Origin of the sequence: Amycolatopsis melonis (assembly GCF_040064235.1) — a bacterium.
GTDB lineage: Bacteria > Actinomycetota > Actinomycetes > Mycobacteriales > Pseudonocardiaceae > Amycolatopsis > Amycolatopsis melonis.
Genome location: NZ_JBDZYD010000001.1, coordinates 772,366 through 799,354 on the forward strand (window position 1 = coordinate 772,366; position 26,989 = coordinate 799,354).

Sequence of the window (26,989 nt, forward strand, 5' to 3'; positions counted from 1 at the left end):
ATTGACTTCGAGCAAGGTCGAGGTTTTACCGTTCGTTCCATGAGCGAGACGACAGTCGCCGGGGTGCGCCGGCCGCCGAAGTCCCTGACGGCCACGCTGCTCGGCGTCAGCACCATGACCATCATGGCCAGTGCCACCATCACGCCGGCGCTGCCCGGGATGGAGCTGCACTTCGCCGGCGAGCCGCACGCGCAGCTGCTGGTCCGCCTGGTCCTCACCCTGCCGGGGCTGGCCATCATGGTCGCCGCGCCGCTGCTGGCCCGGCTCAGCGTCCGGACCGGCCGGGTCCCCGTGCTCGTCGCCTGCCTGCTGCTCTACACCGTCGGCGGCGGCTCCGGCCTCGTGCTCGACTCGCTGCCCGCGCTGCTCGCCGGGCGCGCCCTGCTCGGCGTCGGGATCGCCGGGCTCATGACGACGTCGACCGCGCTGCTCGCCGACCACCACCCGGTCGAGGACCACGGGCGGGTGCTGGGCCTGCAGGGCGCCGCGATGGGCTTCGGCGGCGTGGTCGCGCTGCTGCTCGGCGGGCTGCTGGCCGCCGTCGGCTGGCGGGGCCCGTTCGCCGTCTACCTGCTGGCGTTGCCGCTGCTGTTCCTGGTGCTGCGCTCTGTCCCGGAAGCACCCGAACAGCCGTCCGCCGCGCCAGGGGCGTCCGAGGCGACGCTGTGGCAGCCGCGGCTGCTCGGCCTGTATGCGGTGATGTTCCTCGGCGTTGTCGTGTTCTACACCGTGCCGACCCAGGCGCCGTTCTGGCTGGCGCAGGTCGGCGGCGCGGGCCCGGCCGTCGCCGGGGCGCTCATCGCCGCGGTCAACCTGGTGATGACCCTGGTGGGCCTGAACTTCCGGCGCCTGCGCGCCCGGTGGAGCTTCCCGGTGCTGGCGATCGGCATCTTCACTGCATTCGCCGCCGGGCTGGTCGTGCTCGGCGCCGCGGACGGCCTGGCCGTGGCCGCGCTCGGCATGGTGGTCGTCGGGGTCGGGATCGGGCTGCTGAACCCGACCGTCAACGGCTGGGTCGTCGCCACGGTCGCCCCCGGCGCGCGGACCAAGGCGCTCGGCCTGCTCACCTCGGCGCTGTTCCTCGGCCAGTTCACCTCGCCGCTGATCGCCCAGCCGCTCGTCGACGGCGCCGGGCTCGGCCGGACGTTCGTGTGGGCGGGCGTGCTCGCGGCCGTGATCGCGGCCGCCATGACCGCGACCCGGCTGCGGCGCCGCTGAGCCGCGTCAGGTGGAGAACGGCGAGGACGCGCCTTCGGCACGGGTGCGGCCCCGCCGTCCGCCCGCGCCCAGCGGCTGGGCGACGTCCTCCAGGGACTTGCCCTCCGCGTCGACCGCGAGGAACCCGGCGACCAGGCCGCCGGCGACCATCACCGCCGCGCCGAGCAGGTAGCCGACGAACAGCCGGACCGGGTGCTCGCCCGTGCCGATGAGTGCGCCGTAGATCACCGGGCCCAGCGCGCCGAAGCACTGCGCGATGGCGAAGAACACCGCGATGGCCTTCGCCCGGACTTCCAGCGGGAAGATTTCGCTGACCGTCAGATAACCCGCGCTCGCGCCGGCGGAGGCGAAGAAGAAGATCACGCACCACGCGATCGTCTGCGTGATCGCGTTGAGCGCACCGGCGTAGAACAGCACCGCGGTCACCGCGAGCAGGACGCCGGAGACGATGTAGGTGCCCGCGATCATCTTCTTGCGGCCGAGGGTGTCGAACAGGTGCCCGATGGTGAACGGGCCGACCAGGTTGCCGACCGCGAAAGCGATGAGGTAGATCGGCGTGGCCGCCGACGACACGCCGTAGAACTTGCCGAGCACGAGCGTGTAGGTGAAGAAGATCGCGTTGTAGAGGAACGACTGGCTGATCATCAGCGACGCGCCGAGCACCGCCCGCGACGGGTATTCGCGGAACAGCACCCGCGCCAGCGCGACGTACCCGATCTGCTCGGCGGGCGTCACGTGCATCGCCTTGCTCTCGTCGACCGGCGGCAGCTCGCGCCCGGCGTGCTCGACCTCCTGCTCGATCTGGGTGATCGACGCCTCGGCGGCCTCGGCCTTGCCGTGCATGATCTGCCACCGCGGGCTCTCCGGCAGGTGCCGCCGCACGAGCAGGATGACCAGGCCGAGCACCGGGCCGATCAGGAAGCCCAGCCGCCAGCCCAGCGACAGGTCCATCTTGTTGAGCAGGATGTACGTGCCGACCGTGCCGAGCACCGCCCCGGCCCAGTACGTGCCGTTGACGGCGATGTCGACGCGGCCGCGGTAGCGGGCCGGGATCAGCTCGTCGATCGCGGAGTTGATGGCGGCGTACTCGCCGCCGATGCCCATGCCGGCGACGAACCGCGTCACGTAGAGGAAGACGACCCAGCCCGCGCCGTTGCCGAGGGTCAGCGCGGTCAGGCCGCTGCCGACGAGGTAGACGGCCAGGGTGAGCATGAACAGGTTCCGGCGGCCCAGCTTGTCGGAGAGACTGCCGAAGAACAGCGCACCGACGACTTCCCCGGCGAGGTAGATGGTCGCGAGCAGCCCGACCGCCGTCGACGACATGTGCAGTGTCTCGGGGCTGGTCAGGGTGTCGGCGACGGCGCTGGCGACGGTGATTTCGAGACCGTCGAGAATCCAGGCGACGCCGAGGGCGACGACCATCCGGGTGTGGAACCGCGACCAGGGCAACCGGTCGATGCGAGCCGGGATCAGCGTCCGCACACCGGACGACGGTGCTGCCGCCATGACGACCTCCTCGAATGCCAACCGCCCAGGCTGGCTTCCCCCGCCGGTTCGCGGCGAAACACGGGCCAGGTGGTCTGCCGCGGCTGGTCGTGAGTGGCAATTAGGGTTCTAACCCGAATTACCACTCACGACATCCTGGCGACCGAACGGCTGCGCAGGACCGGCAGCAGGGCCAGGGGAGCGGCCGTCATGAGCAGGATCGCGCCGCTCAGGACGGCCGGGGTGCCCCAGGCCGCGGCCGCGGCGCCGGCAGCGAGGGCACCCAGGCCCGCCGGTGCGGTCACGGCGAACCGGAACGCCGCGTTCACCCGGCCCAGCAGCCGGTCGGGGCAGCGGTGCTGGCGGAGAGTGATCACCGTGATGGCCGAGACCTGCCCGCCCACCTCGGCCAGCAGGCCGCTGACCAGCAGCACCGGCACGGCAACCCGGGGATCCGCCGGGACGAGCGGCACGGCGGACGTGGCCGCGCCGAACAGGCCCAGCCCGCCCGCGATCACCGGCAGTGGCGGCAGGCGCCGGGACAGCCGTCCGGCCAGCAGCGCGCCGAGCACGGCACCCGGGCCGACGCCCGCCATTGCCACACCGACCAGCAGCGGGGACAGGCCCAGCCCCTGGCTCAGGTACGGCACGTGCAGGGCCAGCTCACCCGCCCACGCCGTGTTGCTCAGCGCCAGTGCCACCGCGGCCGCCCGCAGCGTGCGGTCCCCGGCGACGAACCGGAGCCCGGCCGCCATCTCCGTCCACAGTGGACCACGCGTGCGCCGCACCGGCGGCTCGGGACGGCGGATCCGGCTCAGCATCAGGGCGGAGAACACGTAGGAAGCCGCGTCCAGCAGCAGGGCCAGTGGTGGCGCAAGCAGGTTCAGGACGCCGCCGCCCGCCGTCGAACCGACCGCCTGCGCCCCGGACTTCCCGGCCTCCAAAGCGCCGTTGGCCGACGCCAGCCGATCCCGGCCGACCAGGGCGGGCACGTAGCTGAAGTAGGCGGTCTCGGCGAGCACCGTCAGCACGCCGATCAGCCCGAGCACCACGGCCAGCAGGCCGATCCCGAGCGTGCCGGTGTACCAGGCCGCCACCAGGAGCAGCAGCAGCGAGCACCGGGCCATGTCGCAGGCCAGCAGCGTCGGACGGCGCCGGTGGCGGTCGACCCAGACCCCGGCCAGAGGCGCACCGAGCAGCGGCAGCCAGCGCATGGCCTGCACCACGCCGACCGCGAACGGGCCCGCGTGCAACGCGGTCACGGCGATCAGCGGCACCACCACCGCGGAGACCTGGGAACCCCCGGCCGACACCGTCTGGGCCAGCCACAGGCGGCGGAGATCACCCGCTTTCCCCGGCGGTTCAGGCCTCACCCGCACCACGGTATCCGGCCGCTCGGGGGAAATCATCGCCGAAGATCGGGGAGCCGTTCTCCGCGGTATTCGGAAAAACCGCTGTTTCCGCACCGCTTCCACCAATCGGTCGAGGTGCGGCCGAATTTCCCGGACTAGCCTCCGTCGGCTGGGTGTCCACGGGTCGGCTGCGGAGGTCGGATGCGCTTTTTGCGCGCGCTGGAAGGGTTTTCGGTGTATTCGCCGCCTGGCAGGCCCGATCCCGGTCTGGACCGGACGGTCCGCCTCTGCGCCGAACACCTGCAGCTGTTAGGGGCCGCGGTGCCTGCCCCGGCGGCGTCGGGACGGATCGAAGGAGCCGGCACCGGGCTGTCGTTCGGCCTGACCGGGTGGGACGGGCTGGGCTCGGGGGAGGTCACCGAGGAGGCGGTGCAGGCCCGGTGCGGGCTGACGGCCGTGCACGGCCGGGCGGCGGGCGGCCCCCGCCCGCTGGGCGTCGACTACGTGTCGGTGCTGGCCGGAGTCCTGGCGGCACAAGGGATTCTGGCCGGAGTGCTGGGACGGCTGCGCGGAATTCCGGTGCAGCGGGTGGAACTGCCGCAGGCGCGGGCGGCCACGATCGTGATGGCCACCTACGTGGCGACTGCCACGGCCGACGAGGACGCCGACTGGTTCGCGACGGCGGAGCTGACCGGCCGCTACCGCCCGCCGTTCCGGTCCGCCGACGGGGTCCGGTTCGAGCTGGAGACCCTGGATCCGGATCGCTGGGCCCGGTTCTGGGCCGCCCTCGGCGCCCCGGACCGGGCGGTGTCCCGCAGCTGGCGTCCGTTCGCCGCGCGGTTCGGCCGGGCCATCGCACTGCTGGCACCGGAGTTGTTCGCCACCGCCGGAGCCCAGCCGTTCGCGCGGGTGGTCGCCGTGGCACGGGAAACGGGCGCCGCCGTGGTCCGGGTGCGCGCCCTCGCGGAACGGCGTGCCGACCCGGATCTGTGGCCGCGCAAGGGAACCCCGGCACCGTGGGAGCTGCTGGCCGGACCCGTCACGCCGGGTGCCGCTCGAGAGCCGTCACCCGTGCCGGACGGCGCGGTGCTGCCGCTGTCCGGACTCCGGGTGGTGGAATCCACGAGCCGGATGCAGGGACCGATGGCTTCCCGGTTGCTGGGCATGCTCGGCGCGGACGTGCTGCGGGTCGAGCCACCGGGCGGTGATCCCGGGCGCGGCACGCCGCCCATGGCCGGGGACTGCTCGGCGTGGTTCCGCGCCGTCAACCACGGCAAGCAGGCGGTGGAAATCGACTTCAAGACCCCGGCGGGCCGCCGCGAAGTGCTGGAGCTGGCCGCGCAGGCCGACGTCTTCCTGCACAACTGGGCGCCGGGCAAGGCCGGGCAGCTCGGGCTCACGCCGCCGGACCTGGCCGCGGTCAACCCGCGCCTGGTGTACGCCGAGGCGTCCGGCTGGGGCGACGCCCTGGGCCCGAACCCGCCGGTGGGCACGGATTTCCTGGTCCAGGCCCATTCCGGCGTCGCCGACCTGATCGACGGCCGGGGCTCGCTGGTGATCCTGCTCGACGTCCTCGGCGGCGCGGTGGCGGCCGAGGGCGTGCTGGCCGGGCTGCTGGGTGCCTGCCGTACCGGCGCCGGCGTCGTGATGCGTTCCTCGCTGCTGTCCGCCGCCACCACCCTGCTGCTCGACGAACTCCGTGGCGTCACCGGGAAAGCCCGGCGCGCCCCGGCCTGCCCGCCGGCCGTCCCGGCCGACCTCGCCACGACCGACGCGTTCGAACACCACGGCTGTGCCGTGGTCACCTCACCCTGGAGATTCTCGTGAAGACCGACATCGCCGTCGTCGGCATGGCCGCTCGCCTCGCGGGCGGAATCGGTTCGCTGCCGCAGTTCTGGCAGCTGCTCGCCGAGGGCGGCGAGCTGGTTTCGCCGCTGCCGGAGGACCGCTGGGCCGAGTACACCGGGATCCCGGGCAACGAGGCCGTGCTGCGCGGCACCGTCCGGCACGGGTCCTTCATGGACAGCATCACCGGGTTCGACGCCGGATTCTTCGGCATCTCGCCGCGCGAGGCCGAGCACATGGATCCGCAGCAGCGCATCCTGCTCGAAGTGACCTGGGAAGCGCTGGAGCACGCGGGCATCCCGCCGTCCTCGCTGGCCGGGACCGACACCGGTGTCTACATCGGCGCGGTGTCCAACGACTACGAGCGCCGCTCGCTGGAGGACCTGCCCGGCATCGAGGCGTGGAGCGGCATCGGGACCCAGATGTGCGGCCAGGCCAACCGGATCTCCCACGTCCTGGATCTGCGCGGCCCCAGCCTGGCGCTCGACACTGCCTGCTCGGCTTCGCTGGTGGCCACCCACCTGGCGGTCCGCGCGCTGGCCCAGGGAGAGGTGCCGGTGGCCATCGTCGGCGGCGTCAACGTGGTGGCCGGTCCGGGCCTGACGGTGATGCTCGACGCGGCGGGCGCGCTGGCCCCCGACGGCCGCTGCAAGTCCTTCGACGCGGCCGCCGACGGCTACGGCCGAGGCGAGGGCTGCGGGGTGATCGTCCTCAAGCGACTGTCGGACGCCCAGCGCGACGGCGACCGCGTGCTGGCGGTCATCGCCGGAACGGCGGTGCACCAGGACGGCCGGACGAACGGGATCATGGCGCCCAGCACCGCCGCCCAGGCACACCTGCTGCGGACAGCGTATGGTGCCGCGGGAATCGATCCGTCCACTGTGGACTACGTGGAGGCCCACGGCACCGGAACTCCGGCGGGCGACCCCGTGGAGGTCGCGGCACTGGCCGAGGTCCTGGGCGGACGGCGGCCGCTGCTGGTCGGCTCGGTCAAGCCCAACATCGGCCACCTGGAGGCGGGCGCCGGGGTGGTGTCGCTGATCAAGACGGTACTGGCGATGCGCCACGGCACCATCCCGGCCACGGTGCTGTGTACTGGCCCCAGCCCGGACATCCCGTGGGGTGACCGGGTTCGGCTGGTGACCGAGCCCACGCCGTGGCCGTCCACCGGCCGCCCGCGCCGGGCCGGGGTGTCCAGCTACGGCTATGGCGGCACCCTCGCCCACGTCATCTTGGAGCAGGCGCCGGAGGTTCGATGTACCGGGTCGGAGCGGATTCCCCGGGTGGAGGCGGATCCGGCATCCCACCTACCAGTTCCCCGAGTGTTCCCCCTTTCCGGCGCCACCGAACCTGCGCTCCGCGCCAACGCAGCGCGCCTCGCGGACGCGATAGCCACCGATCCGCTCTCCCTCCCCGACCTCGCCCACACCCTCACCACCCGCCGCACCCAGCTGCCGGTGCGGGCCGCGGTCGTGGCCCGGGATCGCGATCACCTCCTCCGGTGCCTGCGCGAGATCGCCGACGGCACCGGGCAGCCGGTCACCGCCCGGCCCGACGCCGCGGCGCCCGTGTGGGTGTTCTCCGGGCACGGTGCCCAGTGGGCGGGCATGGGCCGGGACCTGCTCGACGCCGAACCCGTGTTCGCCGCGGCACTGGACGCCATCGCCCCCGTCTTCCGGGCCGAGCTGGGGTTCACCCCGCGGGAGGCCCTCCAGTCCGACCCGATGACCGCCGTCGACGTTGTCCAGCCCATGATCTTCGCCGTCCAGCTGGGGCTGGCCGCCGTGTGGCGGCGGTACGGTGTCGAACCCGCCGCCGTCATCGGGCACTCCGTCGGGGAGATCGCCGCGGCCGTCGTCACCGGTGCCCTCACCCCCGCCGAGGGTGCCCGCCTGATCTGCCGCCGCTCGCGGCTGCTGCGCCGGGTTGCCGGGCAGGGTGCGATGGCCATGGTCAACCTGTCCTTCGCCGACGCCGAACGGCTTCTGGCCGACACCCCGGACCTGACCGCGGCGATCTCCGCCGCGCCCGGGTGGACCGTGGTGGCCGGTCCCGCCGCGGCCGTGCAGTGGTGGCAGCCCGAGGGTGTCGTGGTCCGGCGGGTCGCCTCCGACGTCGCCTTCCACTCCCCGGCCATGGATCCGCTGCTGGCCGAGCTGGCCGCCGTCGAGCTGGCGCCCGTCCCGCCCGCGATCCCGTTGTACACCACGGCATTGACCGATCCCCGCAGCGCGCCCGTCCTCGACGGCGCCTACTGGGCGGCCAACCTGCGCAACCCGGTTCGCTTCGCCGAGGCCGTCGAGGCCGCCGCCCAGGACGGGCACCGGGTGTTCGTGGAGGTTTCGGCGCACCCGGTGGTCGCGCACTCCGTCGCCGACACGCTCGCGGCCGCCGGGATCACCGACACCTGCGTCACCGGCACGCTGCGCCGGGGCACCCCGGACCACGAGCAGTTCCTCACCGCGCTGGCCACCCTGCACTGCCACGGCGTCCCGGTCGACCTCGCGGCGGCCAACCCCGGCGGCGAGCAGGCCGACCTGCCGCACTATGCCTGGCAGCACCGCGACTACTGGCGGGCGAGCAGCGTGACCGCCGGCATCGCCGCGCGCACCCACGACGTGTCCGGCCACACCCTGCTCGGCGAGCTGACGACGGTGGCCGGGGACGTCCCGATCCGGCTCTGGCAGACCCGCCTGGACTACGACAGCCGCCCCTATCCCGGCACCCACCCGGTCTTCGGCGTGGAGATCGTCCCCGCCGCCGTGCTGCTGACCACCTTCCTCGACGCCGCCGGCACCGCCGTCGCCGACGTCGTGCTGCGCTCGCCGATCTCGCTCGCCGCACGGCGCGAGGTGCAGGTCAGCGAGCGGACGGGGGAACTGCGCCTGGCGTCGCGGCCGGTCGGCTCGGCGCACGACGAATGGCAGACCCACACCACCGCCCGCACGGCCGCGCCCGAAGCACCGGAGGCATTGGACATTTCGGCGCTGCGTGCCGAGTGCGCCGAGCCGTTGCCCGCCGGGTTCGTGCACGACCTGCTGGCCGTGCTGGACGTCCCCGCCATGGGTTTCCCTTGGCGGGTCGGGGAACTGCACCGCAGGGCGGGCGTCGCCCTGCTGGCCATTGTGGACACCGGTAGCTGGGGCAGCGCACTGGACGCCGCGCTTTCCCTGCCCACGGCGGTGTTCCCCGGCGACCCCGCGCTGCGCATGCCCGCCGCGATCGGCAGCGTGCGGCTGTTCGCCGAGACCCCCGGCCGGGTGCTGATCGCCGTGCGCTTGACCGGCCCCGAGACGGTCGACGTCACCGTCGCCGACCTCGACGGCCGGGTCCTGGCCACGCTGTCCGCCGCCCGCTTCGCCCGCCCCGACGGCGGCCGTCCCGCGGCGGACCGGACGGCCGAACCGTCCTCCGTCAGTCCTGTGTGGACGGAGCTGGATCCGCGGCAGCTGCGCGAATACCTGGTCGGCGAGGTCCGCGCCCAGGTCGCCGCCGAGATCCGGCTGCCTGCCGACGAGCTGAACGTGCGCAGGCCGCTGGCCGAGCTGGGCGTGGACTCGGTGATGACGCTGGCCGTGCGGACCCGGCTGGAGAAGATCTTCGGGATCGCCCTGCCCGCCACCCTGCTGTGGAACCACCCCACCGTGGCCGCGGTCGCGGACTACCTGGCCGGTGAGCTGGCGTGAGCTGGCCCGCCGAGGTCGCCGCGCGGTACCGCGCCGAGGGCTACTGGCTGGACCGCACGCTGGACCACTGGGTCGCCGAACCCGCGTACCCCGGGAAGACCGCCCTCGTCTCCGGCGAGCACCGGATCAGCTACCGCGAGCTGGCCGGGCACGTGGCCGAGCTGGCGAGCGGGCTGCTGGCGGCCGGGCTGCGCCGGGGCGACCGCATCCTGGTGCAGCTGCCCAACCGCTGGGAGTTCGTGGCCGTGCTGCTGGCGTGCCTGCGCACTGGCATCGCGCCCGTGCTGGCCCTGCCCGCGCACCGCGACAACGAGCTGGCGTACCTGGCCCGGCACACCGGAGCCCGGATGATCGTGGTGCCCGGCACCTGGCGGGGCTTCGACCATGCGGCCATGGCCACCCGGATCGCCGGGGCGCTCGAGTGGCCGTGCCGGGTGGCGGTGTGCGAGGACGGGCCCCCGGACTGGCTGCGGGCGCCGGCCGGGCCCACCGAGCGGCCCGACCCGGACGACGTGGCGTTCTTCCTGCTTTCCGGGGGCACCACCGGCACGCCGAAGCTGATCGGCCGCACGCACAACGACTACGACTGCCACATCCGGCACACCGCGCCACTGGCCGGCATCGGCCCGGACACGGTGTACCTGGCCGTCCTGCCCGCCGCGCACAACTTCCCGCTGTGCCCGGGAATCCTGGGCACGCTCGCGGCAGGCGGCACGGTCGTGCTCGCGCCCTCGCCGGAACCGGCGGCCGCGTTCGCGCTCATGGCCCGCGAGCACGTCACGACGACGTCGGTGGTGCCGGCCGTGGCCCGGCGCTGGGTGGACGCGGCCACCGCGTCCGGGCCGCCCGCGCCCGCCCTGCGGCTGGTCCAGGTCGGCGGGTCGATGCTGGAGCCGGACCTGGCGCGGGCGCTGCCGGTGGCGCTGGGCTGCCGGCTCCAGCAGGTGCTGGGCATGGCCGAAGGCCTGATCTGCTACACCCGCCTCGACGACCCCGAGGAGCTGGTGACCGGCACCCAGGGCCGTCCGGTGTGTCCGGCCGACGAGGTCCGCGTCGTCGACGACGGCGACGTCGACGTGCCGGAAGGGGAGATCGGGGAACTGCTCACCCGCGGCCCGTACACGACACGCGGCTACTTCGGCGCCCCGGAGCACAACGCGCGGGCGTTCACCGCCGACGGCTGGTACCGCACCGGCGACCTGGTCCGCCGGCTGCCCAGCGGCCATCTCGTGGTGGCCGGGCGGCGCAAGGACCTGATCAACCGGGCGGGCGAAAAGGTGTCCGCGGAGGAGGTGGAACAGCTGGCGCTGGACCTGCTCGACCTCACCGCCGCCGCGGCCGTGCCCCTGCCCGACCCGGCGGTGGGGGAGCGGGTCTGCCTGGTGGTCGTGCCCCGCGGAGCGGCGCCGGCGCTGGCCGAGATCCGCGCGGCCTTCCTGGCGCACGGGGTCGCGCACTACAAGGTGCCCGAGCAGGTGGAGGTCCTCGACGCGCTGCCGCTGACGGCCGTGGGGAAGGTGGACAAGAAGCTGCTGCGGGCCGGGCTGGTCCCGTCGTGACCCGCCTGCTGTTCACCGCCGGGCCGGGTGCCGGGCACGTGCTGCCCCTGCTGCCGCTGGCCCGCGCGGCCGCCGCGGCCGGGCACGAGGTCGCGTTCGCCGTCGTGGGGTCCACTGTGGACATCGTGAGCGGGATCGAGGCGTACCGGATCGACCCCGGTGGCGTGGCGCAGCGGGCGTACCGGGACATGGTGCGGGCGGCCAACGTGCCCGGGCTGTCCCCCGGCCGGTTGCGCGAGCTGACCGGCGCGGGCTGGGCACGGGTGGCCGAGGCGGTGCTGCCGTCGCTCACCGCCCGGATCGAGCGCCTGCGGCCGGACGTCGTCGTGCACGAACCGATGCAGGTGGCCGGGCTGGTGGCTGCGCACCGGACGGGCACGCCCGCGCTGCTGCACGGAATCGGGCTGCCCGCCTCGGTATACCGGCCGGCGCTGGAGCGGGTGGCGCCGGGCTGCACCCCGCCGTCGGCCGTGCTCACCGTGTGTCCGGACAGCCTGATCCGGACGGTGCGTCCCACGGACTGGGCCATGCGCTACGAGCCGGGGACACTGCCGGGGCCGGTGCCGGACTGGCTGTCGCCGGGCGGCGAGAGGCCGCGGGTCTGCCTGACGTTCGGCACCCAGCTGACGGCCGAGCCACCGCCCGCGCTGCGCCGCGCGATCCGGGCACTGGGCGGCCTCGGCCTGGAAGTGGTGGTCAGCGCGGGCGGGGCGGAGGCGGACGCATTGGGGCCGGTGCCGCCTGGCGTGCGGGTCGTCCGGTGGATGCCGATGCCCGAGGTCCTGGCCACGTGCGCGGCGGTCGTGCACCACGGCGGGGCAGGGACCACGTTCACGGCGATCGCCGCGGGAGTGCCGCAGGTGGTGCTGCCGCAGGGAGCCGACCAGCACCGCAACGCGGCCGCGGTGGCCACGCACGGGCTGGGGGTGGCACTCGGGCCCGATGCTGGGGTGCCGGCGATCGCGGCGGCGGTGGGTCAGGTGGTCGGTGAGCGGCGGTATGGGGAGCGGGCTCGCCGGGTGGCAGCGGAGAACGCGGCACGGCCGGGTCCGGGGGAGGTGGTCGCGCGGATCGCCGGGCGGTTTCCGGCGCGGGCCTCGCTCGCGGGCTGAGGTTGCTGCTCGGGTCCGGCGGCGATCCCAGGTCGAAACCGTGAAGGCCTCCTCACCAGCTCGGCAAGGAGGCCTTCACGGCTTTCCGCGCAGGGGTCAGCGTGGAGTCTTTGCCGCCGCGAAGTACGCGTTCGACGGGCCCGTGAACGACAGCACCACACCCACCAGTGCCGCCAGCACCGCGATGTACTGGACCACCGTGCTCTGGCCGACCAGCACCGACAGCAGCTGCAGTGCGGTCAGCACCGTGAGCACGATGCGGGCCCAGTTGCGGCCCGCGCGGAGCTTGAACGCGAACAGCAGGTACAGCGCCGCGATGATCACCGCGATCACCACCGCGATCACCATCGTGACCGTCACCGCCTGGTCGATCTGCGCCTCGGTCAGTGCGCCGTTGCCGCGTCTGTTCGCTTCGCGCATGGCGTCGGCGATCGTGTCGCGGCTGCCGAAGATCAGCAGGCCGCCCACCAGGCTGATCACGGTCGCGGCGATGAACGCCCAGAAGGCGCCCTCGACCGTGCCGGGGCGGGCCGGGGCCACCGGGCCCGCCGAGGAAGCAGGCGAGTCGGGATAGTTCGGGTAGTTCGGTGATTCGCTCATGTTCACGAGATAGCACGCTTGCCGGTCATCCGCTGGGTGAACGGGCATTTTCCGGTTCGCGGGCATTCTTGGCCGGATCTTTCCCCGGCCCTGTCCCGCTGCTGGAAATCCCCTTCCGGGTGCCGATCCACAGTGGATTCGTAAGCGAATCCCCCGGCGAGGAGGCACAATGCGCAAGATTCGGATGGGCGCGATCGTGGCGGCGACGGTGGCGGCCGCGGCGGTGGTGGCCGGATGCAGCACCGGCTCCGCCGCCACCCCCGCCAACCGCGCCCCGGCCACGCAGCAGATCGCCGACCTGTTCCCGCAGTGGAACGCGGCACTGGCCACGGGCGACCCGCAGCGGGTGGCCGACCTCTACGCACCCGACGCGGTGCTGCTGCCCACGGTGTCCAACGAGGTCCGCCGCACCCGCGCGCAGATCGTCGACTACTTCACCAAGTTCCTGCAGAGCAAGCCGCAGGGCACGATCGAGGACGAGATCGTCGACGTCCTCGACGCCGACACCGCGATCAACACCGGCGTCTACCGGTTCACCCTGACCAAGGACGGCAAGCAGCAGCAGGTGCGGGCGCGCTACACCTACGTCTACGAGCTGCGGGATGGCAAGTGGCTCATCGTGAACCACCACTCATCGGCGATGCCCGAGGGGTAGCCCGATCCGGACGCACAGCCCCCCACCGGCGGCGCTGCCGAGGGACACCGTCCCGCCGTCGTCGGTGACCAGCTGCTTGACGATGGCCAGGCCGAGACCGGACCCCGACGGGCCGGTCCGGCCCTGGCCCCGCCAGAACCGGTCGAACGCCCGCTGCCGCTCGGCCTCGGACATCCCGGGGCCCTCGTCGGCGACCTCCAGCACGGCCTCGCCGTCCCGGCGGCCGCTCGACACGGTGACCGCGGCGCCGTCGGGCGACACCTCCAGGGCGTTGGACAGCACGTTGTCGAGTACCTGCTCGAGATTCCCGGGCGTGACCATCGCGAGCAGGTCCTCGTCGCCGTGGTCCTGGCGCAGCTGGACCCCGCGGTCGGCGGCCACCGCGCGCCAGGCGTCCAGCCGCCCGGCCACCACCTCGGCGACCCGCACCGGCTCGGGCGCGCCGATCGCCGCCTCGGCCTTGGCCAGGGTGAGCAGGCCGTTGACCAGCCTGCTCATCCGGACCACCTCGGCCGTGGCCTGGTCGACGTCCTCGTGCACGGCCGGGTCCTGCACGCCGTCGGCGATGTTGTCCAGCGACAGCCGCAACGCGGTGAGGGGCGTGCGCAGCTGGTGCGACGCGTCGGCGATGAACGACCGCTGGGCCCGCACGAGCGTGTCGATGGTTTCGGCGGCGTTGTTCAGCGTGCGGGCGAGGGTGCGGGTCTCGACCGGGCCGGACTCCTCGGCGCGGGCGGTCAGCTCGCCGTCGCGCAGCCGCGCGGCCATCCGGTGCAGCTCCCGGAACGGCCGGGTCAGCCGCCGCGCGAAGAACGCGCCGAGGAACGCCGCGACGACGAGCACCGTCACCGCGAGCACCGCACGGAAACCCCAGATCTGCAGCTGCCGCGCGGCGATCGGCGCCGACGGGTAGCTGACCCGGACCGCGCCGGTGACCCGGCCCGCCGCGTCACGGGCGGGCACGGCCAGCACCAGGCCGTCGGCGTCCAGCGCGGCCGCGTGCTCCCACTGCGCGGAGACCTGCCCGGCCAGCGCGCTGCGGAACGCCGGGTCGTCCGGCGCAGGCGGCGGGGGCAGCGGGGCCGGGGCGGTGCCGTCGGCGAGGACCGCGTCCAGCCGCCCCGGTGTCTCCTTGCCGTAGGCCTCGGCCAGCCGCGCCAGCGCCTGCCGCGACGGCAGATCCCCGGCGGCGAGCAGCAGCGCGGCAGTGTCGGCTTCGCGCCGCACCGACGTCTCGACGTCGCCGCGCAGCTGGCCGGTGAGCACGAACGCGACCGGCACGGTGAACGCGGCGATCGCGATGGCCACCAGCAGCACGTAGCTGACGACGAGACGGCGGTTGAGCGACTCCCGCCCGCTCACCCGCCGGTCACCAGCCGGAAGCCGACCCCGCGCACGGTTTCCACCACCGCGGCGTCGCCGAGCTTCCGGCGCAACGCTCCGATGTGGACGTCCAGCGTCTTCGTGGGGCCGAACCAGTTCGCGTCCCAGACGGCTTCCATGATCTGCTCGCGGGTGAGCGCCGCGCCCGGCGCGTCGGCGAGGAAGGCCAGCAGGTCGTACTCCTTCGGCGCGAGCTGCAGCTCGGTGCCGTCGACGTGGACCCGCCGCGCCCGCCGGTCGATGACCAGCCGCCCGCCGGCCAGTGCCTGCTCGTCGGGCCGGGGCTCGGCGGCCGGGCGGGCCCGGCGCGCCACCGCCCGCATCCGCGCGATCACCTCGCGGACGCCGAACGGCTTGGAAACGTAGTCGTCGGCGCCGATCTCCAGCCCGACCACCCGGTCGACCTCTTCGGCCCGCGCGCTGATCACGATGATCGGCACGTCACCCCGCGCCCGCAGCTCGCGGCAGACGTCGAGACCGTCCACATCGGGCAGTCCCAGGTCGAGCAGCACCATGTCCGCGGGCCCGGCGGCGAGCGCCTCCGCGCCCGTCCGCACCCACGTCACCTCGTAGCCGTACCGCACCAGACCGCGCCGCAGCGAGTCGGCGATCGGCTGGTCGTCCTCCACCAGCAGCACCCGCACGCCGAGATCATGCCAGGTCAGCGACCGGTGCTGCCGTCCAGTAGCTCGCGCAGGATGTCGGCGTGCCCGGCGTGCCGTCCGGTCTCCTCCACCATGTGCACCAGCGCCCACCGCATCGACGGCGCACCGCGGCCCGGCCGTGCCACCGGTGCGGTCAGGTCGGGGCAGGCGTCGATGACGGCGTTGGCCTCCGCGCAGGCGGCCCGGTAGCCGGCGAGGACGGCCGCGGCGGTCTCGTCCGGGCGCGGCCGGAACGTGCCCGGCCAGTCGGTGACCTTCTCGCCGAGGAAGGTGAACCGCTCGACGTACGTGAGGTGCCGGACCAGTCCCAGCAGCGAGGTCCCGGACGGCACGCCCGGGGTGCGGACCTGCGGTTCGGGCACGCCGGTGGCCTTGGCGGCCACGGCGGCCCGCAGGTGGTCGAGAAAGCCGCGCAGCACCTCCTTCTCGCCGGGGCCGGTCCGCGGGGGCGGGGTGTCCTTGCGCCGGGGCATCGGTGGCTCCTCCTCGGATGCGGTGACCGGACCACCCTGACCCGGGTCTCGCGGCCGGGGCACGTTTTCTTGCCGTTCCGGCAAGATGGCGGGGTGAGCGACGACTTCGCAGATGTGCTCGACGCCGTCGGCCCCCGGTTGCGGGCGCTGCGCAGGCACCGCGGCCTGACGCTGGCGCAGCTCGCGGCCGCGACCGGGATCTCGGAGAGCACCCTGTCGCGCTTGGAGAGCGGACGGCGGCGAGCCACCCTGGAACTGCTGCTGCCGCTCGCCCGCGTCCACGACGTCCCGCTCGACGACCTCGTCGGCGCGCCCCGCACCGGCGACCCGCGCATCCACCTCACGCCGGTCCACCGCCACGGCATGACGTTCGTGCCGCTGTCGGGCCGTCCGGGCGGCCTGCAGGCCTACAAGATGCTCGTCCCCGCCGGTCTCCGCGAGCCGGACCACCAGGTCCACGCGGGCTACGAATGGCTCCACGTGCTGCACGGCCGGCTCCGGCTCGTGCTCGGCGAGCACGACCTGGTGCTGCCCGCGGGGGAGTCGGCGGAGTTCGCGACGACGGTCCCGCACTGGCTCGGCAGCGCCGACGGGAAGCCGGTGGAGCTGCTCATCCTCTTCGGCCGCCAGGGCGAGCGGGCGCACCTGCGGGCTCGCGCGCGCTGAGGTCGCGGTCCCAGGCCAGGACGAAGACCAGCACTGCGGCCAGCACCCCGGCCCCGGCCCACATCGACTGCCGCCAGCCGTCCACAAAGGACTCCTGGGCGGCGCGGACCACGTCGGAGGACCGGGTTCCGGCCGCGACGGCGTTGGCCACGCCCCGGCGGACGGCGTCGGCGAGCCCGGCGGGCACCCCGTCGAGCCGGGCGTCGACGGCGCGGCGGTAGCCCGCGGCCAGGAGCGTGCCCAGCAGCGCCACGCCGAGGGCGGTGCCCAGTTCCCGGGTGACGTCGTTGAGTGCCGAGGCGACGCCCTGCCGTGCGCGCGGCAGGCTGCCGGTGATGGCCTCGGTGGCCGGCGTCATCGTCAGGCCCATGCCCAGCCCCATGGCGAGCATCCCGGGCAGGACCGACAGGTAGCCGCCGTCGACGGAGACGAGGCCCGCCAGCAGGAGCAGCCCGGCGGTGGCCACGGCGATCCCCGCCGCCGTCGCCGGGCGGCGGCCGACGCGGGCGGCCAGCCGCGGCGCGAGCCCGGAGGCGGCCATCATGAGCAGCGCCGTCGGCAGGAGCGCCAGGGTGGCGCCGAGCCCGGACCAGCCCAGCACGGCCTGGAAGTAGGGGTAGAGGACCACGAAGATCCCCGCCTGCACCCCGAAGACGGCCAGCAGCACCACCGAGCCCGTGGCCAGGCCGCGCCTGCGGAACAGGCGGACGTCGAGCAGCGGTCCCGGCCGCCGCCGTTCGTGCACGGCGAACCCGAGCAGGCCGAGGACGCCGGCGCCCAGGCCCAGCAGCGTCAGCGGCGCCGTCCACCCGTGTCCGGGGCCTTCGTGCAGGGCGAGGACGAGCCCGGCCACGGCGGCCGCGGACGTCACCGAGCCGAGGACGTCGAACCGGTGCCGGGCCTCCTCGCGGGAGTCGGGCACCGACCGCAGCGTCCCGGCGGCGGCCACGGCGACGAGTGCGACCGGCAGCGCGAACAGCCACCGCCAGCTCGCGACGTCGACCAGGACGGCCGACAGGACCATCCCGAGGATGCCGCCGCCCCCGGCGACCCCGGTCCACACGCCGATCGCCCGCGACCGCTCCTCGTCCGGGAACGACGAGGTGATGACGGCCAGGGTCACCGGCATGATCATGGCCGCGCCGACACCGGTCAGCACCCGCGCGGCCAGCAGGATTCCCGCGGACGGCGCGAAGGCGGCCACGACGTTGGCCGCGCCGAACAGGCCGAGCCCGGTGAGCAGGACGGGCTTGCGGCCCCACCGGTCACCGGCCGCGCCGAGCGGCAGCAGCAGGGCGGCCAGGGTGACCGGGTAGCTGTTGAGCACCGCCAGCACGGTGCTCTGTGCGACGCCGAACCCGACGGCGAGCTGCGGCTGGGCGACGTTCAACCCGGAGACCGAGGCGACGACGGCCATCAGGGCGAGGCACACCGCGGCCAGCACCGCCCGGCGACGGCGCGGATCGTCGATCGTGCTCACGCGTCACCTCGCCGGGTGGCGCGCACGACGACGTCGTGCAGGGTGGCGGTCCCGAAGGTGCGGACGGACGTCTCGGCGGTCCCGATCGTCCAGCGTGCGGCGTCCAGGCGGGCGGTGACACCGGCCGGCGTGGCCGACGCTTCACCGTGCTGGTGCGCCACGACGAGCAGCGTGCCGCCGGGTGCGACCCAGCGCGAGATGCGGTCGTAGAAGTCCAGCTGTGGCATTGCCGGGTGGGCGTAGTGCGTCACGACCAGGTCGAAGGAGCGGCCGGGGCTCCAGGTGGTCAGGTCGGCCTGCACCCACTCGACGTCCTGGGCGGCGGTATCGCGGGCGAGGGCCGCGGGGGAGGAGGTATCGCGGGTAAGGGCCGCGGCGGAGGCGGCCGTGCGGGCGAGGGCCGCGGCGGAGATGTCCACCGCGGTGACGGCCCAGCCGCGTGAGGCGAGCCAGCGGGCTTCGTGGCCTGCGCCGCAGCCGGCGTCCAGTGCGGTGCCCGGCGTGAGCGTGGCCGTTTCGCGGACCAGGTGCGGGTTGGGTTCCGCCGGGCCGGTGGAGGCGTGCCGCCAGTGGGCTTCCCAGTACGGGCGGTCGAAGTCGGTCATCGGAATCCTCTCGTCGTTCCGGCTGCCACCGTGCCCGCGGGTCCGGCGGATTGGCAAAGCTTCTTGCCGAATGGCAAAATGGCGGAAGTGGACGAGACGATCGACCGGGCACTCGACGCCGTCGGGCCGCGGCTGAAGCGCCTGCGGCAGCAACGGGAGACGACGCTGACGGCACTGGCGGAGCAGACGGGCATCTCGGCGAGCACGCTGTCCCGGCTGGAGGCGGGCCTGCGCCGCCCGACGCTCGAACAGCTCCTGCCGCTGGCCCGTGCGTACGGGGTGACGCTCGACGAACTGGTCGACGCGCCCCCGACCGGCGACCCGCGGGTGAACCTGCGCCCGATCGCGTGCGGCGACGGCTCGACGATCCTGCCGCTGACCCGCCGCCCGGGCGGCATCCAGGCGTACAAGTTCGTCCTGCCCGGCGGCGCGGGCGAGCCGGAGCCGCGCACTCACGAGGGACACGACTGGGTGTACGTCCTGAACGGGCGGCTGCGGCTGATCCTCGGCGAGCACGACCTGGTGCTGCAGCCCGGCGAGGCGGCGGAGTTCGACACCCGCACCCCGCACTGGTTCGGTGCGGCGGGCCCGGAGCCGGTGGAGTTCCTCAGCCTGGTCGGACGGCAGGGGGAGCGGGCGCACGTCCGGGCCGCGCCGCGGTGAGCGCCCTTGCCGCCGGTGCTTACTTACTTGTAAGTTAGCTTCATGGCGACGATGATCGAGGACTTCTGCGACCGCTGGGAAAAGGCGTGGAACGCGCGTGACGCCGACGCGGTGGCGGCACTGTGCGCCGAAGACCTCGTCTACGACGAACCGGCGCTCGCCGAAACCGCACACGGCTCGGACGCCCTCCGCCGGTTCGTCACGCACATGGCACGCGCCTACCCGGACTTCGCCTTCACGCGCGTCGGCTACTACGCCGAGATCGCGCGGCCTGCCGTCGTCGTCGCCTGGCACTTCACCGGGACCTTCGCCCGCACCGGGCAGCGCGTCGAGTTCCACGGCGACGACCGGCTCGAACTGGGCGAGGACGGCCTCGTCCACGCCTACCGCTGCCTCTACGACAACAAGCTCGTGCTCAGCCAGATCGGCCGGGGATGAGCGAGACCCGGCTGCCCGCCGCCGTCCGGCGGGCCGGGATTCTCGCGGCCGCCGAAGCCGAGTTCGCCGTCACCGGGCTCGCCGGGACGCGGCTGGAGGCCATTGCCGCGCGGGCCGGGATCTCGCATCCGCGGATCGTGCAGATGTTCGGGTCCAAGCAGAAGCTGTTCCTCGAGGTCGTGCACGCCGCGTTCGACCGGATCGAGGCCGCCTTCGAAGGCGCCGAGCCGACGCTCGGGGCGCTCGGGTCCGCCTATGTCGGCCTGCTGCAGCGCGAGCGGACCGTCGGGCTCGTCGTGCTGCAGGGGTACGCCGCCGCGGCCGACGACGGGGTGCGGGAGGCCGTGCGACGGCGGCATCTCGGCCTGCTGGACGCCATCGCCCGGCTGACCGGAGCGGACGACCGGCAGGTGCGGACCTTCCTCGCCACCGGGCTCGTCCAGACCGTCTCCGCGGCGCTCGAACTGCCCGGGCAGCGGGCCGACATCGCCTGGAGCGCCTGGGTTCTCGACCTCGCCGGTGCGGGACACCGGCACTGAAACAGAGGAGAAAAGCGGTGCCGACCGACCGGACCGTGGACGTCAACGGGATCACCCTGCACTACGTGGAGCAGGGGGAGGGGCCGCTCGTGCTGCTGCTGCACGGCTGGCCCGAGACGGCGCATTCGTGGCGCCACCAGCTGGGGCCGCTCGCGGACGCGGGATACCGCGTCGTGGCGCCGGACCAGCGGGGATTCGGCCGCAGCAGCTGTCCCGACGGGGTGGAGCACTACACGTTGCTGCACCTGGTCGGCGACGTCGTCGCGCTGATCGGCGCGCTGGGCGAGGAAAGCGCGATCGTGGTCGGGCACGACTGGGGTGCGCCGGTCGCCTGGCACACCGCGCTGCTGCGCCCGGACCTGGTGCGCGGGGTCGCCGGGATCAGCGTCCCGCCGTCGCTGCGGGCGCCCGCGCCGCCGCTGAGCCTGCTGCGGCAGCACTTCGGCGAGGGCTTCTACCAGCTCTACTTCCAGCGGCCGGGCGTGGCGGAGGCGGAGTTCGGGGCGGACCTGCCCACGACGTTCCGGAAGCTGCTCGGCGGTTCGGCGGGCGCCCCGGTCGTGCCCGAGGGCGGCGGTTTCCTCGACGTGTTCACCGATCCGCAGCCGTTGCCGGACTGGCTGGCGGCCGAAGACGTCGACGCGGCGGTGGAGTCGTTCAGGCGCTCGGGGTTCACCGGCGGGCTGAACTGGTACCGCAACATCGACCGCAACTGGGCGTTGCTGGCACCGTGGCAGCACACGCCGATCACGCGGCCGGCGTTCTACCTCTGCGGCGAAACGGACATCACCCGCGCGTTCACCGACCCCACGGCCATCACGAAGGCGGCGACGGACGTGCGCGGCATCGTCGACGTCCCGGGTGCCGGCCACTGGGTCCAGATGGAACGGCCCGCCGAGGTGAACGAGGCCCTGCTGGGCTTCTTCAAGCAGCTGTGAACGGCTCCTACCGGTAGTTCATGCCCGCAGGACCGGCAGGGACGAGGTCAGCGCCCCGGCCGTGACGCCCGCGCCGACACCGGCCCACGCCAGCGGGCCCAGCGGCGTGCAGCCGAAGAACTGGCTGATCCCCGGCGTCTGCACGATCGCCGCCAGCGCCAGTGCGGACCCCGCCGCCGTGGCGATCACCAGCGGGCTGCGGCGGCGGCCGCGCAGGGTCTGGGCCAGCTGGGTGCCGACCAGGCCGCACAGCGCCATCGTGCTCGTGCGGCGCACCGTGCCCGGGGTGAACCGGCCGAGCAGCCACGCCGTCGTCGCGCCGACGCCGGTCGTCACGCCGCGGCTGGTGATGTCGCGGGTCAGGCCCTCGCCGAGGCCGCCGGGCCCGTCGTCGTCCGGGCGGGTGACCGCCACCGCCATCGCCGGGAACAGGTCGGTCAGCAGGTTGACCAGCAGCAGCTGCCGCGTGCCCAGCGGCGAGTCGCCCGAGACCAGCGTGCCCAGCACCGAGAAGCCGATCTCGCCCGCGTTGCCGCCGACCAGGATCGTCACCGCGTCCGACACGCTGCGCCACAACGCACGGCCCTCGGCCACGGCTTCCAGAAGCACCGTCAGGTCCTCGTCGGTCAGCGCGACGTCGGCCGCGGTGCGCGCCGCCGTCGACGACCGGGCGCGCACGCCGATGCCGACGTCCGCGGCGCGGATGGCGGCCGCGTCGTTCGCGCCGTCGCCGACCATCGCCGTCACCCGGCCCGCCTCCCGCAGCGCCTCGACGACCTGCAGCTTCTGCTCCGGCGCGACGCGGGCGATCACCCCCGCGCCCGCCAGCAGCTCGGCCCGCCCGGCGCGGTCCAGCCCGGCCAGCTCGTCGCCGGTGACGACCGGGGCGTCGGCGGGCCACCCGAGCGACGTCGCGATGGCCCGCGCGGTGTTCGGGTGGTCGCCGGTGAGCATCACCGGCGCGATCCCGGCCGCACGCAGGCCGCCGATCAGCGGCTCGGCGGTCGGCCGCAGGGTGTCGGCCAGGCCGACGAACCCGAGGAACTCCAGGTCGGCCAGCACGTCGGAGTCGTCGCCGTCGAGGGCGGCACCGGCTTTCCGGGACGCCACCGCGAGCACACGCAACCCCTTGTCCGCCAACGCTTCCGCGGAGGGAACGTCCACATCGGAGCAAGCGGGAAGGACGATCTCCGGTGCGCCCTTGACCAGCAGGACCGGCTCGCCGTCGCCGACCCGCCCGACGGTCGCCGAGTAGCCCCGGTTCGCCTCGAACGGCTGGCCGGCCAGCTCGGTCCAGTCCTCGTCCGGGCCCGCGGCCGCCAGCACGGCGTGGTCGGTGGCGTGCGCCCGCACGTGGGGGTCGTCGAGCGTGCCGGGACACGCCCGGGCGGCGGCCCGCAGCACCGCGTCGCCCGGCTCCGGCTTGCGGGCCCGGCCGTCGGGGCCGGTCGTGGTCACCACGCGCAGCCGGTTCTCGGTCAGCGTCCCGGTCTTGTCGAAGCACACGACGTCCAAGCGCCCCAACGCTTCCAGCGCCCGCGGGGCCCGCACGAGGATGCCGCGGGCCGACAGCCGCCGGGCCGCCGCGCGCTGGGCCACGGTCGCCACGAGCGGCAGTCCCTCGGGCACCGCGGCGACGGCGATCGCGACCCCGCCGGCCAGCGCGCGGCGCATCGGCCGCCCGCGGATCGCCGACAGCCCGGTGACGAGCGCGCCGCCGAGCAGCGTCAGCGGCAGCGCCCGGCGGGTGAGGTCCTGCAGCCGGGCCTGGATCCCGGCGGCGGCCGACGTCCGCGTGGCCAGCTCGACCGCGCGGCCTGCCACGGTCTCCGAGCCGACGGCGACGACCACCGCCGTGCCTTCGCCGCTGACCACCGTCGTCCCCGCGAAGACCAGGCAGCTGCGCTCGGCCATCGGCGCGCCCGGCACCGGGTCGAGCTGCTTGGCGACCGGCAGCGACTCGCCGGTCAGCGCGGATTCGTCGACTTCGAGGTCGCTGCCGGTCAGCAGCCGGGCGTCGGCCGGGACGACGTCGCCCACGCGCAGCTCGATGCGGTCGCCGGGCCGCAGCACCCGGGCGTCGACGACCTTGCCGCCCGCGCGGCGGGCCCGCTGCCGCTCGCCTTCGCGCAGCTTGGCCAGCGCCCGGCGGCCGCGGAACTGCTGCGCCCCGCCGACCACCGCGTTCAGCCCCATCGCCGCGGCCACCAGCAGCGCGTCCACCGGCGACCCGACCACCGCCGACGCCGCCGCACCGAGGGCCAGCACCGGGGTCAGCGGGTCGTTCAGCTCGGCGACGACGTCGGCGGCCAGCCCGGCCCCGAACCGCACCGGCGCGGCCGCCGGATGCCGCGCCACCGCCCGCACCCGCTCCTTGGCCAGCTCCCAATGCGTTGGCTCTTCGCGCAGTTCGTCCAGCCGCCGGACGACGTCGTCGGCGGGCAGCTCGTGCCAGGCGATCCGCACCCGGCCGGACGGCGGCGGCGTCGCGGCGACGCGCAGCGCGGCGAACCAGCCCATGGCGAGCCCGCTGATTCCGCCGAGCAGCACGGGGTCCAGCCGCGACCGGCGGCGGCCGGACATCAGCAGCAGCCCGCCGATCAGGCCGCCCGCGGTCGCCACGCGGGTGGCGCGCTTGCTGGTCGCGCGTGCGGCGCCCGCGGCCCGCAGCACCCGCCACACGCCGGTCAGCCCGGGGCGCACGACCAGGTCCGCGCCCCACAGCACCGGGGCGTTGCGGTCGGCGAGCGCGACGCACAGGTCTCCGGACAACAGGCCGGCCACTTCGTCGCAGTTCGGGCTGCACTGCGCGGGCGGCCGCCCGACGGTGAGCACCACGTGGTCCTCGTCCTGCAGCCGCGTCACCAGCCCCGCAAACGTCTCGTCCTCGCCGACGACGTCGTCGGCGAGCGCGGCGAACTCGCCGAGCCGGTCGCGGACGTCCGGTCCGAAAAGGACCACCCGCGCCTCGGCGCGCCGCGCGGCGTCCAGCACGGCTTCGGCGTGCGGGTCCAGCCCGTCCTTGCCGTGCAGCGCATCGGCGTGCAGCACCACAGTGTCCACTGTGTCCAGTGCCTTGAGCCGGTCCGGATCGCGGACGAGCACCCCTTCACGGGCGAACGCGGTGCCCATCGCGCTGTGGAAGGCCGTGTCGGCGTAGCGGGCAGGCAGCGGAGACGTCGTCAGGAACGCTTCGGCGGCTTCGCCGGCGTTGCGGCGCACGAGCAGGTCGGCCAGCGCGGCGAGCAGGCCACCGCTGACCGCGGTGTGCGCGTAGTCCTCCGAGGGCACCCGGACCCGCCGCTGCGGCGGTGTCACGCCGAGGCTGGGCCGCTCGGGCGAGCAGAGGTCGTCGTGGACGGCGTCGAACGCGGCCAGCCGGGCAATCGCCTCGGCCAGCTGCCCGGTGCGCAGGGCGGCGTCGAGCACCAGCTCCTGCGGGTCCTGGCTCAACCCGCGCACGGCGGCGGAGACTGCCGCGCGCGCCAGCTCGGCGGTGTACCAGCCGAACTGCTCGTCCAGCGCGGACCGGACGGCCGGGTGCTCGCGGGCCGCCGAGACCGCGGCCTTCACCCCCGCATGCAGGCGGCCGGAGCGGGTCCCGAGCGAGACGGCCAGCCCGGCGACGTCCATCGCCAGTGCCAGCGCCGCCGCCCGCACGCCGTAGGTGTCGCCGGGGTGCGCGGGGGCGCAGTCGCCCGGCTCGGCCGGGACCAGCCCGTGCCGTCCGCAGTGCTCGCCGATCCAGCCGACGACGGCGTCACACGTGTCCTCTTCGGCCAGGTAGATGACCACGCTGCCGAGCCCGCCGTCCCAGTAGGCCCCGGCGACGCTCTCGTGCCCGGCCACCTCGGCGGCGAACGCGGCCGGGTCCGGGCGGGCACCGTCGTCGCCGGGCCGCAGCGGCACGTGCAGGCGCCGCCCGGCGCGCCACACGGCGGAGCGGGCCCCGGCGGCGTTGCGCACGACCCGCGCGGCGCGGACCGTCGTGCGGCCGGTCGTGGCGGTCACCTCGGCCACGGTCCCGGCCGCGCCCTCGGTCAGCTCCCCGACGAGCGGGCCGATCGCCGAAACCGCCTTCTTCGCTTCCCGCGTCACCAGAAGCGGACCGGCCAGGGCGAGCGCCGCCCCGGCCTTCGTCACCGCCATCAGAGTTCCGAGCACGCCGAACCTTCCCGCTGACCGACACCTCACTGACGGCTTCCCGCACCGGCGGTGATCAAAACTTTCCGACAGTGTTCAAGGAAAACCCGTCTGCCGGAGTGCGGACGGTCGTGTCGCGCCGGGATCCTGGCAGCGTGCTCGCCTTCCGCGTCTTCTGCGTCGTCCTGGGTGTCCTGCTCACCGCCGGTCCCGCCGCGGCCGCCCCGGCGGACGTCCGCATCAACGAGGTCGTGACCACCGGATCGGTGAACGACTCGATCGAACTGGTCAACACCGGCACCGCGGCCGTCGACCTCTCGGGCTGGGTGCTGAAGGACTCGTCGGACAGCTCGAAGTTCAGGATCCCGGCCGGGACGACCCTGGCCGCCGGTGGGTTCCGCGCGTTCGACGTCCACGCCGCGTTCGGCCTCGGCTCGTCGGACGCGGCGCGGCTGTACCGGCCGGACGGCTCACTGGCCGACAGCTTCCGCTGGAGCACGCACTCGGCGCCGTCGTGGTCGCGCTGCCCGGACGGGACCGGGGCGTTCGCGGCGGCCGCGGTGACCCTCGGCGGCCCGAACGCCTGCGCCGCCGCCTGGCCCGGCGGCAGCGCGGTGACCACGGCGGACGCGGCGAACGTCTTCGGCGAGGACCTCAGCGGCCTGTCCCCGGACGGCGGCGCGCTGTGGGCGGTGCAGAACTCCGGGCGGCTGTGGCGCCTGCTGCCGGGCGGGCCCGGCTGGACACCGGACACGTCGGCAGGCTGGGCGTCGGGCAAGGCACTGCGGTTCCCCGGTGGCTCCGGCAGCCCGGACAGCGAAGGCGTGACGGCCGCCGCCGGTGCCGTGTTCGTCGCCAGTGAGCGGGACGCCGCCGCGTCCGGCACCAGCCGCCTGTCCGTGCTGCGCTACGACGTCGGCGGCACCGGCACCACCCTGACCGCCACCCGCGAGTGGAACCTGACCGCCGACCTGCCCCCGGTCGGCGCCAACCTCGGCTTCGAGGGTCTCACGTGGATTCCCGACACGGCCCTGACCGGCCTGCTCGACGAGTCCACGGGCGCCCCGTACGACCCCGCCCGCTACGGCCCGCACAGCGGGGGAGTGTTCTTCGCCGGCGTCGAGGGCACCGGCATGATCCACGGGTACGTCCTGCAGGACTCGGGGGCGTTCACCCGCGTGACGTCGTTCGCGAGCGGGCTGGGCACGGTGATGGAGCTGCAGTGGGAACCGCAGGCCGCGCGGCTGTGGGTGGTCTGCGACGACACGTGCCACGGCGAGCACCGCACGATGCGGCTCGGCGCGTCCGGCCGCTTCGCGACCACGGCGGTCTACGCCCGGCCGTCCGGCATGCCCGACTTCAACAACGAGGGCTTCGCGATCTCGGACGGCTGCGTGAACGGCGTCAAGCCGGTCTACTGGGCCGACGACGGCAACGACGACGGGCACGCGCTGCGCCAGGGCACGCTCGCCTGCTGACCCCCC

The 26,989-nt window shown here is 74.4% G+C and carries 21 protein-coding genes; 12 read left to right on the forward strand and 9 right to left on the reverse strand.

Going from position 1 to position 26,989, the window contains the following annotated elements:
• Nucleotides 1-39 precede the first annotated feature (39 nt).
• Nucleotides 40-1,218 carry an MFS transporter gene (locus ABJI51_RS03470; RefSeq protein ID WP_348947446.1) on the forward strand — a complete coding sequence of 393 codons (1,179 nt, stop codon included), beginning with the start codon at nt 40-42 and terminating at the stop codon, nt 1,216-1,218.
• A gap of 6 nt (nt 1,219-1,224) precedes the next feature.
• On the opposite strand, the gene ABJI51_RS03475 is transcribed toward ABJI51_RS03470, so the two are convergent.
• Both ABJI51_RS03475 and ABJI51_RS03480 read right to left on the reverse strand, forming a co-directional pair.
• Nucleotides 1,225-2,724 carry an MFS transporter gene (locus ABJI51_RS03475; protein WP_348947447.1) on the reverse strand — a complete coding sequence of 500 codons (1,500 nt, stop codon included), beginning with the start codon at nt 2,722-2,724 and terminating at the stop codon, nt 1,225-1,227.
• 125 nt (nt 2,725-2,849) lie between these two features.
• Nucleotides 2,850-4,076, reverse strand: a complete 1,227-nt coding sequence (locus ABJI51_RS03480; RefSeq protein WP_348947448.1) for an MFS transporter — start codon at nt 4,074-4,076, stop codon at nt 2,850-2,852.
• 180 nt (nt 4,077-4,256) lie between these two features.
• Here ABJI51_RS03480 and ABJI51_RS03485 point away from each other — a divergent pair, with 180 nt between their 5' ends.
• The 4 genes from ABJI51_RS03485 to ABJI51_RS03500 are packed head-to-tail and all read left to right on the forward strand — an operon-like array spanning nt 4,257 to nt 12,257.
• Complete coding sequence (locus ABJI51_RS03485; RefSeq protein ID WP_348947449.1) at nt 4,257-5,882, forward strand: CoA transferase; 1,626 nt, start codon at nt 4,257-4,259, stop codon at nt 5,880-5,882.
• Complete coding sequence (locus ABJI51_RS03490; protein WP_348947450.1) at nt 5,879-9,586, forward strand: type I polyketide synthase; 3,708 nt, start codon at nt 5,879-5,881, stop codon at nt 9,584-9,586. Before ABJI51_RS03485 ends, ABJI51_RS03490 begins: the two co-directional genes overlap by 4 nt.
• On the forward strand, nt 9,583-11,145 hold the full coding sequence (locus ABJI51_RS03495) for a (2,3-dihydroxybenzoyl)adenylate synthase (RefSeq protein ID WP_348947451.1): 1,563 nt from the start codon (nt 9,583-9,585) through the stop codon (nt 11,143-11,145). Before ABJI51_RS03490 ends, ABJI51_RS03495 begins: the two co-directional genes overlap by 4 nt.
• Nucleotides 11,142-12,257, forward strand: a complete 1,116-nt coding sequence (locus ABJI51_RS03500) for a glycosyltransferase (RefSeq protein ID WP_348947452.1) — start codon at nt 11,142-11,144, stop codon at nt 12,255-12,257. The genes ABJI51_RS03495 and ABJI51_RS03500 overlap by 4 nt, the downstream gene beginning before the upstream one ends.
• A gap of 96 nt (nt 12,258-12,353) precedes the next feature.
• On the opposite strand, the gene ABJI51_RS03505 is transcribed toward ABJI51_RS03500, so the two are convergent.
• Nucleotides 12,354-12,857, reverse strand: coding sequence for a hypothetical protein (locus tag ABJI51_RS03505; RefSeq protein WP_348947453.1), 504 nt, complete (start codon nt 12,855-12,857; stop codon nt 12,354-12,356).
• 169 nt (nt 12,858-13,026) lie between these two features.
• Between ABJI51_RS03505 and ABJI51_RS03510 the strand changes: the two genes are divergently transcribed.
• Nucleotides 13,027-13,512, forward strand: coding sequence for an SgcJ/EcaC family oxidoreductase (locus ABJI51_RS03510; protein ID WP_348947454.1), 486 nt, complete (start codon nt 13,027-13,029; stop codon nt 13,510-13,512).
• On the opposite strand, the gene ABJI51_RS03515 is transcribed toward ABJI51_RS03510, so the two are convergent.
• Genes ABJI51_RS03515 through ABJI51_RS03525 form a run of 3 tightly spaced genes read right to left on the reverse strand, consistent with a single transcriptional unit; the run spans nt 13,489 to nt 16,033 of the window.
• Nucleotides 13,489-14,874: a HAMP domain-containing sensor histidine kinase gene (locus ABJI51_RS03515; protein WP_348947455.1), complete on the reverse strand. Its 1,386-nt coding sequence runs from the start codon at nt 14,872-14,874 to the stop codon at nt 13,489-13,491. The two genes, ABJI51_RS03510 and ABJI51_RS03515, sit on opposite strands and share 24 nt — an antisense overlap.
• On the reverse strand, nt 14,871-15,539 hold the full coding sequence (locus ABJI51_RS03520) for a response regulator transcription factor (protein WP_348947456.1): 669 nt from the start codon (nt 15,537-15,539) through the stop codon (nt 14,871-14,873). Before ABJI51_RS03520 ends, ABJI51_RS03515 begins: the two co-directional genes overlap by 4 nt.
• A 17-nt stretch (nt 15,540-15,556) precedes the next feature.
• The gene (locus ABJI51_RS03525; RefSeq protein WP_348947457.1) at nt 15,557-16,033 is read right to left on the reverse strand and encodes a DinB family protein; all 477 of its coding nucleotides are present in this window, start codon (nt 16,031-16,033) and stop codon (nt 15,557-15,559) included.
• 93 nt (nt 16,034-16,126) lie between these two features.
• Here ABJI51_RS03525 and ABJI51_RS03530 point away from each other — a divergent pair, with 93 nt between their 5' ends.
• The gene (locus tag ABJI51_RS03530) at nt 16,127-16,699 is read left to right on the forward strand and encodes a helix-turn-helix domain-containing protein (RefSeq protein ID WP_348947458.1); all 573 of its coding nucleotides are present in this window, start codon (nt 16,127-16,129) and stop codon (nt 16,697-16,699) included.
• Here the strand turns inward: ABJI51_RS03530 and ABJI51_RS03535 are convergent.
• Both ABJI51_RS03535 and ABJI51_RS03540 read right to left on the reverse strand, forming a co-directional pair.
• The gene (locus tag ABJI51_RS03535; RefSeq protein WP_348947459.1) at nt 16,644-18,179 is read right to left on the reverse strand and encodes an MFS transporter; all 1,536 of its coding nucleotides are present in this window, start codon (nt 18,177-18,179) and stop codon (nt 16,644-16,646) included. The genes ABJI51_RS03530 and ABJI51_RS03535 overlap by 56 nt on opposite strands.
• The gene (locus ABJI51_RS03540) at nt 18,176-18,784 is read right to left on the reverse strand and encodes a class I SAM-dependent methyltransferase (protein ID WP_348947460.1); all 609 of its coding nucleotides are present in this window, start codon (nt 18,782-18,784) and stop codon (nt 18,176-18,178) included. The genes ABJI51_RS03535 and ABJI51_RS03540 overlap by 4 nt, the downstream gene beginning before the upstream one ends.
• 78 nt (nt 18,785-18,862) lie before the next feature.
• On the opposite strand from ABJI51_RS03540, the gene ABJI51_RS03545 reads away from it, so the two are divergent.
• The 4 genes from ABJI51_RS03545 to ABJI51_RS03560 are packed head-to-tail and all read left to right on the forward strand — an operon-like array spanning nt 18,863 to nt 21,362.
• Nucleotides 18,863-19,447: a helix-turn-helix domain-containing protein gene (locus ABJI51_RS03545; protein WP_431605558.1), complete on the forward strand. Its 585-nt coding sequence runs from the start codon at nt 18,863-18,865 to the stop codon at nt 19,445-19,447.
• Between the two features lie 42 nt (nt 19,448-19,489).
• Complete coding sequence (locus ABJI51_RS03550; protein ID WP_348947462.1) at nt 19,490-19,885, forward strand: nuclear transport factor 2 family protein; 396 nt, start codon at nt 19,490-19,492, stop codon at nt 19,883-19,885.
• A complete protein-coding gene (locus ABJI51_RS03555; RefSeq protein ID WP_348947463.1) occupies nt 19,882-20,424 on the forward strand; it encodes a TetR/AcrR family transcriptional regulator in 543 nt (180 codons plus the stop codon). Before ABJI51_RS03550 ends, ABJI51_RS03555 begins: the two co-directional genes overlap by 4 nt.
• 17 nt (nt 20,425-20,441) lie before the next feature.
• A complete protein-coding gene (locus ABJI51_RS03560) occupies nt 20,442-21,362 on the forward strand; it encodes an alpha/beta fold hydrolase (RefSeq protein WP_348947464.1) in 921 nt (306 codons plus the stop codon).
• Between the two features lie 18 nt (nt 21,363-21,380).
• Here the strand turns inward: ABJI51_RS03560 and ABJI51_RS03565 are convergent, their stop codons facing one another.
• Nucleotides 21,381-25,526, reverse strand: coding sequence for a cation-translocating P-type ATPase (locus ABJI51_RS03565; RefSeq protein WP_348947465.1), 4,146 nt, complete (start codon nt 25,524-25,526; stop codon nt 21,381-21,383).
• 134 nt (nt 25,527-25,660) lie between these two features.
• Here ABJI51_RS03565 and ABJI51_RS03570 point away from each other — a divergent pair, with 134 nt between their 5' ends.
• Nucleotides 25,661-26,983: a lamin tail domain-containing protein gene (locus ABJI51_RS03570; protein WP_348947466.1), complete on the forward strand. Its 1,323-nt coding sequence runs from the start codon at nt 25,661-25,663 to the stop codon at nt 26,981-26,983.
• The last annotated feature ends 6 nt before the right edge of the window (nt 26,984-26,989 follow it).